Origin of the sequence: Streptomyces sp. HNM0575 (genome assembly GCF_012726265.1) — a bacterium.
Lineage (GTDB): Bacteria > Actinomycetota > Actinomycetes > Streptomycetales > Streptomycetaceae > Streptomyces.
In genome coordinates this window covers 976414-982690 of the sequence record NZ_JAASAG010000001.1, presented here as the reverse complement: position 1 = coordinate 982690, position 6277 = coordinate 976414, and the positions used below count along the sequence as shown (strand labels likewise).

Sequence of the window (6277 nt, the reverse complement as noted above, 5' to 3'; positions counted from 1 at the left end):
CACCTTCAGCGGCACGGCAGGAGTCACCGGCACCTACCCCCTCGATGCCACCGGACAAGCCTGCGCACCCGCCAGCACCACCCTCACCAGCGGCACCATCACCGCCACCTACACCCCCACCAACGTCTGCTTCACCGCATCCACGGCAACCGACACCCTCACCGTCAACGCCGCCGCGACCACGACAACGGTCACCGCCACACCCGACCCCGCGATCTGCGGCGAGCCCGTCACCGTCTGCGCCACCGTCACCAACGACGACGTCCCCGCCAACACCCCAACAGGCAACGTCACCTTCAGCGGCACGGCAGGAGTCACCGGCACCTACCCCCTCGATGCCACCGGACAAGCCTGCGCACCCGCCAGCACCACCCTCACCAGCGGCACCATCACCGCCACCTACACCCCCACCGACGCCTGCTTCACCGCATCCACGGCAACCGACACCCTCACCGTCAACGCCGCCGCGACCACGACAACGGTCACCGCGACGCCCGACCCATCCGTCTGCGGCGACTCGGTCACCGTCTGCGCCACCGTCACCAATGACGACTTCCCGGGCAACACCCCTACAGGCAACGTCACCTTCGGCGGCACCGCGGGGGTCACCGGCACCTTCCCGCTGGTCGGAGGAGAGGCCTGCGCGGCGCCGAGCACGATGCTCGCCAGCGGCACCGTCATCGCCACGTACGACCCCGACGACGCCTGCTTCGCCACCTCCATCGACACGGAAGAGCTCACCGTCAACCCGGCGGCGACCTCGACCACGATCACGGCGACGCCCAACCCGGCCGTCTGCGGCGACTCGGTCACCGTCTGCGCCACCGTCACCGGCGGACCCTCCACACCCACCGGCAACGTCACCTTCGGCGGCACGGCAGGAGTCACCGGCACCTACCCCGTCGACGCCACCGGACAAGCCTGCGCACCCGCCAGCACCACCCTCACCAGCGGCACCATCACCGCCATCTACAACCCCACCGACAGCTGCTTCGCCCCATCCACGGCCACACCCGTCGACCTCACGGTGACTTCGGCCGCGACCACCACGACCATCGATCTGACACCGCCCGGGCCCTACACGTGCGGTGACTCCATCACCGTGTGCGCCACCGTCGCCAACGACGACGTCCCCGGCAACACCCCCACCGGAACCGTCACGTTCGGTGGTACGGCAGGACTCATGGGCACCTACCCCGTCGATGCAACGGGACAGGCCTGCGCACCGGCCAGCACCGCCCTCGTCAGCGGCACCATCACCGCCACCTACGACCCCACCGACGCCTGCTTCGCCGCATCCACGGCAACCGACACCCTCACCGTCAACGCCGCCGCGACCACGACCACCATCAGCGCGACACCCAACCCCGCGATCTGCGGTGAGTCCGTCACGGTGTGCGCCACCGTCACCAACGACGACGTCCCGGGCAACACCCCGACAGGCAACGTCACGTTCAGCGGTACGGCAGGAGTCACCGGCACCTACCCCGTCATCGCCGGACAGGCCTGCGCACCCGCCAGCACCACCCTCGACAGCGGCACCATCACCGCCACCTACAACCCCACCGACGCCTGCTTCGCCGCATCCACGGCAACCGACACCCTCACCGTCAACGCCGCCGCGACCACGACCACCATCAGCGCAACGCCCAACCCGTCCATCTGCGGCCAGTCGGTCACCGTCTGCGCCACCGTCACCAACACCGGCGCCCCGGGCAACACCCCAACAGGCAACGTCACCTTCGGCGGTACGGCAGGAGTCACCGGCACCTACCCCGTCGACGCCACCGGACAAGCCTGCGCACCCGCCAGCACCACCCTGACCAGCGGCACGATCACCGCCACCTACAACCCCACCGACGCCTGCTTCGCCACGTCCACCGCCACCCCGGTCACCCTCACGGTCAACGCGGCGGCGACCACCACGACGCTCAGCGCGACACCCAACCCGTCCACCTGCGGCCAGTCGGTCACCGTCTGCGCCACCGTCGCCAACACCGGCGTCCCCGGCAACACCCCAACGGGCAGCGTCACGTTCGGCGGTACGGCGGGAGTCACCGGCACCTACCCCGTCGTAGCCGGACAGGCCTGCGCACCGGCCAGTACGGCGCTCACAAGCGGCACCGTCACCGCCACCTACAACCCGGACACCGCCACCTGCTTCGCGACCTCGACCGCCACCCCGCTCACCCTCACCGTCAACCCGGCGCCCACCACCACGACGCTCAGCGCGACACCCAACCCGTCCACCTGCGGCCAGTCGGTCACCGTCTGCGCCACCGTCGCCGGCGGACCCTCCACACCCACCGGCACCGTCACCTTCACCGAGCCCAACGGCACCCTGCACTCCAACGTGCCGCTCACGGCCGGGCAGGCGTGCTTCACCAGCACCACCCTGACCAACGGCAACCTCCAGGCCACCTACACTCCCGACAGTCCCTGCTTCGCGACGTCCACCGCCGCACCGCTGGCGATCACCGTCAACGCCGCCGCGACCACGACCACCGTCGTCGCGACTCCCAACCCCTCCACCTGCGGCCAGTCGGTCACTGTCTGCGCCACCGTCGCCGGCGGATCCTCCACACCCACCGGCACCGTCACCTTCACCGGCCCCGGCGTCAGCACGACGGTTCCGCTCACGGGCGGGCAGGCCTGCTTCACCTCGTCAAGTCTGAGCAGCGGAACCATCACCGCCACCTACAACGGGGCCGCGTGCTTCGCCACGTCCTCGGGCACGGTGAACATCGTCTCGACCGCCGTCAACACCACCGTCACGGCGCCGCCCGCGCAGATCCGCAGGCGCACCAACGGGCAGTTGGTGATCCAGACGATGAACGCGACGCTCAGGAACAGCGCGACGATGGCCCCCATCGCGGGCCAGACGGTGGTCTTCACCGCCAACGCCGCCGGCGGCCCGATCGTTCTCGGCTCGGCGATCACCAACGCCAGCGGGGTCGCGACCCTCGCACCGCCGACGTTCACCGTCCCGGTGTCCATCGTGTCCGCCACCACGTATACGGCGTCCTTCGCGGGAGCGCCCTGCGTCAACCCGTCCTCGGCAACGGCCACTTTGACCTTCGTGCCGGTGCCGTCCGTGCCCTGATCCGTCTCTCCCTGCCCGCGCCGGGCCGCCTCGTGCGGCCCGGCGCGGCCCTGTTCCCGGCCCTGTCCCCGGCCGTGTTCGCGGCGCGCGCGACGGCGGGCCGCACCCCCGTCGCGAAGTCACCGGCGCCGCGCATCTTGCACGGGCGCATCAAAGGGCGTATATCCTTCATCGCATTCATTTCGCCCATGTCCGTCTCTTCGTTCAGGGCACACCAATCCACCGGTCTCTTCGTTCCTTTTGGTGGCGAACGCCGTAAGCGGTCGCTCGTCAACCGCGACTCACGAGTAGATTTTTACGTCGCATTGCGCCACAACCGTTTGCCAGGGCTACCGATTGCACTACGTTGTCAGTCGCGTACACCCCGCGAACCGGTCGGGTCAGACCAGCCCGTCTGACGGTTCTCCCGTTAGGGCAGATCTGCGCCGTGAGCGCCGCCCGTACGGAGGGCAGCCTGCGCTCGCTGAGGACGCCCGCCGCAAGCTCCAACCTTCGCGTGGCGACGGACAGTTGAACAGCGAGCACAAGCACCGCCCCGGACCAGGCGCCCCGCTGCTCCAAGCTCCTGACCCGCCGGCGGCTGCTCCGCGACAGCACTTCCGGCTCCACTGCGAATTGGTGGATCGGCGACTTCAGCACCCGCGTTAGCTGCCTTGAAAGAGAAATCATGAGAAGACCTCGCATTGCGGTATCACGCCTTGCGGCCGCCGCCGTCGCACTAGCCATAACGGCGACTGCGTGCAGCGGCCTGAACAACGCCTCCGGTGAACAGGAGTTCAGCGGCCAGACCCTCACGGTCGCCGGCACCTGGAACGGGGCGGAGGGGAAGAACTTCAGAAAGGTGCTCGACGGCTTCACCAAGAAGACGGGCGCCAAAGTGAAGTTCGCCTCCAGCCGCGCGCAAGGCCGTGACGATTTCGGCCTTTTCATCCGCGACATGCTCAAGAGCGGCAAAGCCCCCGATGTGGCCATGGTGCCGCAGGTGGGCGTGCTCCAGCAGTTCGCCCAGAAGGGCTGGCTCGAACCGCTGCCGCCGCGGGTCGAGCTCGAGGCCGCGCGCAACTTCGCGCTGGTGTGGCAGAACTACGGCAGCGTCCGGCGGATCTTCTACGGTCTCTACTTCAAGGCATCGCACAAGTCGACCGTCTGGTACAACCCGAAGACCTTCGACAAGGCGGACGTGCTGCCGCCGAAGGACTACAAGGAGCTGGTCGAGTCCGGCAAGAAGCTCGCGGACGCCGGCACCCCGGCCTTCTCGGTGGCCGGCAAGGACGCCTGGCCGCTCACCGACTGGTTCGAGAACATCTACCTCGCGCAGGCCGGGCCCGCCAACTACGCCAAGCTCGCCACGAACGAGATCGGCTGGACGGATCCCACGGTCATCAAGGCGCTGAAGACGTTCGGCAAGCTCTTCGAGGACAAGGACATGGTCACCGGCGGCGGGAACGAGGCGCTGCGCACCGACCTGAACGAGTCCGTCGGCGCCGTCTACGGCAAGGACCCCAAGGCGGCGATGGTCTACGAGGGCGACTTCGTGGCCGGGATCATCTCCGGCGAGTTCCACAGGAAGGTCGACGACGACGCCGACTTCTTCGAATTCCCGCCGATAGGCAAGGGGAAGCAGGCGCCCGTGATCAGCGGCGGCGACGCGGCGGTCGCCATGAAGGCCGGAAAGAACAAGGACATGGCCATGTCCTTCATCGAGTACCTGGCCAGCCCGAAGGCCGCCGAACTGTGGGCCAAGGAAGGCGGATTCCTCTCGCCCAACATCAACCTCGATCTCGACGCCTACCCGGACGAGACGACCCGCAAGGTCGCCAAGTCGCTCGTGGACGCGGGCGAGGCCGTGCAGTTCGACATGTCCGACCAGGCGCCGGGCGACTTCGGCGGCACCCCCGGACAGGGCGAGTGGCAGCTCCTCCAGGAGTTCATCCGCGACCCGTCGAACCCGGAGAAGACGGCACAGAAGCTCGACCAGGCGGCCGCGAAGGCCTACTTGGACGCGTCGGCCACGGGGACGTCGGGCTGACGCGTACGTACGGAGCGCGCACCGCGCGCGCCGCACACCACGCACCACCGCACTACGCATTACGCATTACCCGCACCACGCACCACGCACGAACCAAGCGAGAGCCCGCGGCAGACGACCGGAGCCGCGGCGCCCGGCTGACCGGCCGGGAGCGGATCTCCGCGGCCAGTGACGGGAAGACCACCCGCCCGGGCCGCGCCCGCTCCCGGCCGAGCCGTCTCCCGGAGCGCTCGCCGCGCGGGCACCCACCCCCGGCCCCGGCCCCGGCCCAACGGACGGACGCCGGCCGGTACTTCACGGTCACGGTCATGTCCGGGCGACCGTCAACCCGTCAACTGCCGTGAAAGGGGGCGGACGTGAAAGGGAGCGGAGTCGTGGAGCACACGCTGAACCTGTGGCGTCACCAGCTCGGAGAGGTGCCCCGGTCGGTCTGGGAGCGAACGGAGCTGCGTGTGCTGATCCTGGCGGAGAACGGGCTCACGTCCCTCCCACCGGAGATCGGGAGACTGGACCGGTTGCGCACCCTGGATCTGGGCCACAACGCGCTCACTTCGGTGCCTGACGAGCTGGGGGATCTGTCGGGGCTCCGCGACTGCCTCTACCTGCACGACAACCGCCTGAGACGGCTTCCGCGGACTCTGGGGCGTCTGGCACGGCTGCGTTACCTCAACGCCGGCGAGAACCTCCTGGCCGAACTGCCCGAAGCCATCGGCGACATGGTCGGCCTCGTCGAGCTGAGAGCACAGCACAACCGGCTGACCACGCTGCCCGGCTCGATCGGCCGGCTCCGCGGTCTGCGTGAGCTGTGGCTCCGCGGAAACGCCGTCGAGTGCCTGCCGCCGTCGGCCGCCGGCCTCCACGAACTGCGGCACCTGGACCTTCGGGAGAACGCCATCGCCGAGCTTCCCGAGCCTCTGGCCGGCCTTCCGCTGCTCCGGCAGATCGACCTACGGAGCAATCGGCTCGGCCGCCTGCCCGGCTGGCTCGCCCGCATGCCGTCGCTGGAGAAGCTGGATCTGCGCTGGAACGGGATCGACCCCTCCCTGCCGCTGCTGACCCGACTGGAACAGCGCGGATGCGTGGTCCTGGCGTGAAAGCGCTTCGCCGCACCGCACGAAGCGCGGCTGCCGCGTGTGACGTGTCAC

At 69.1% G+C, this 6277-nt stretch carries 3 protein-coding genes; all 3 read left to right on the top strand.

What is annotated here, in order from left to right; all coding sequences use genetic code 11:
* Window positions 1–3103 (top strand): Ig-like domain repeat protein (locus HCC61_RS04005; RefSeq protein ID WP_169133769.1); only part of this gene is annotated, 3103 nt, incomplete at its 5' end.
* Window positions 3104–3770: 667 nt separating this feature from the next.
* Window positions 3771–5132, top strand: coding sequence for an ABC transporter substrate-binding protein (locus tag HCC61_RS04000; RefSeq protein WP_169133768.1), 1362 nt, complete (start codon window positions 3771–3773; stop codon window positions 5130–5132).
* A gap of 374 nt (window positions 5133–5506) precedes the next feature.
* A complete protein-coding gene (locus HCC61_RS03995; protein ID WP_169133767.1) occupies window positions 5507–6226 on the top strand; it encodes a leucine-rich repeat domain-containing protein in 720 nt (239 codons plus the stop codon).
* Window positions 6227–6277: the final 51 nt, after the last annotated feature.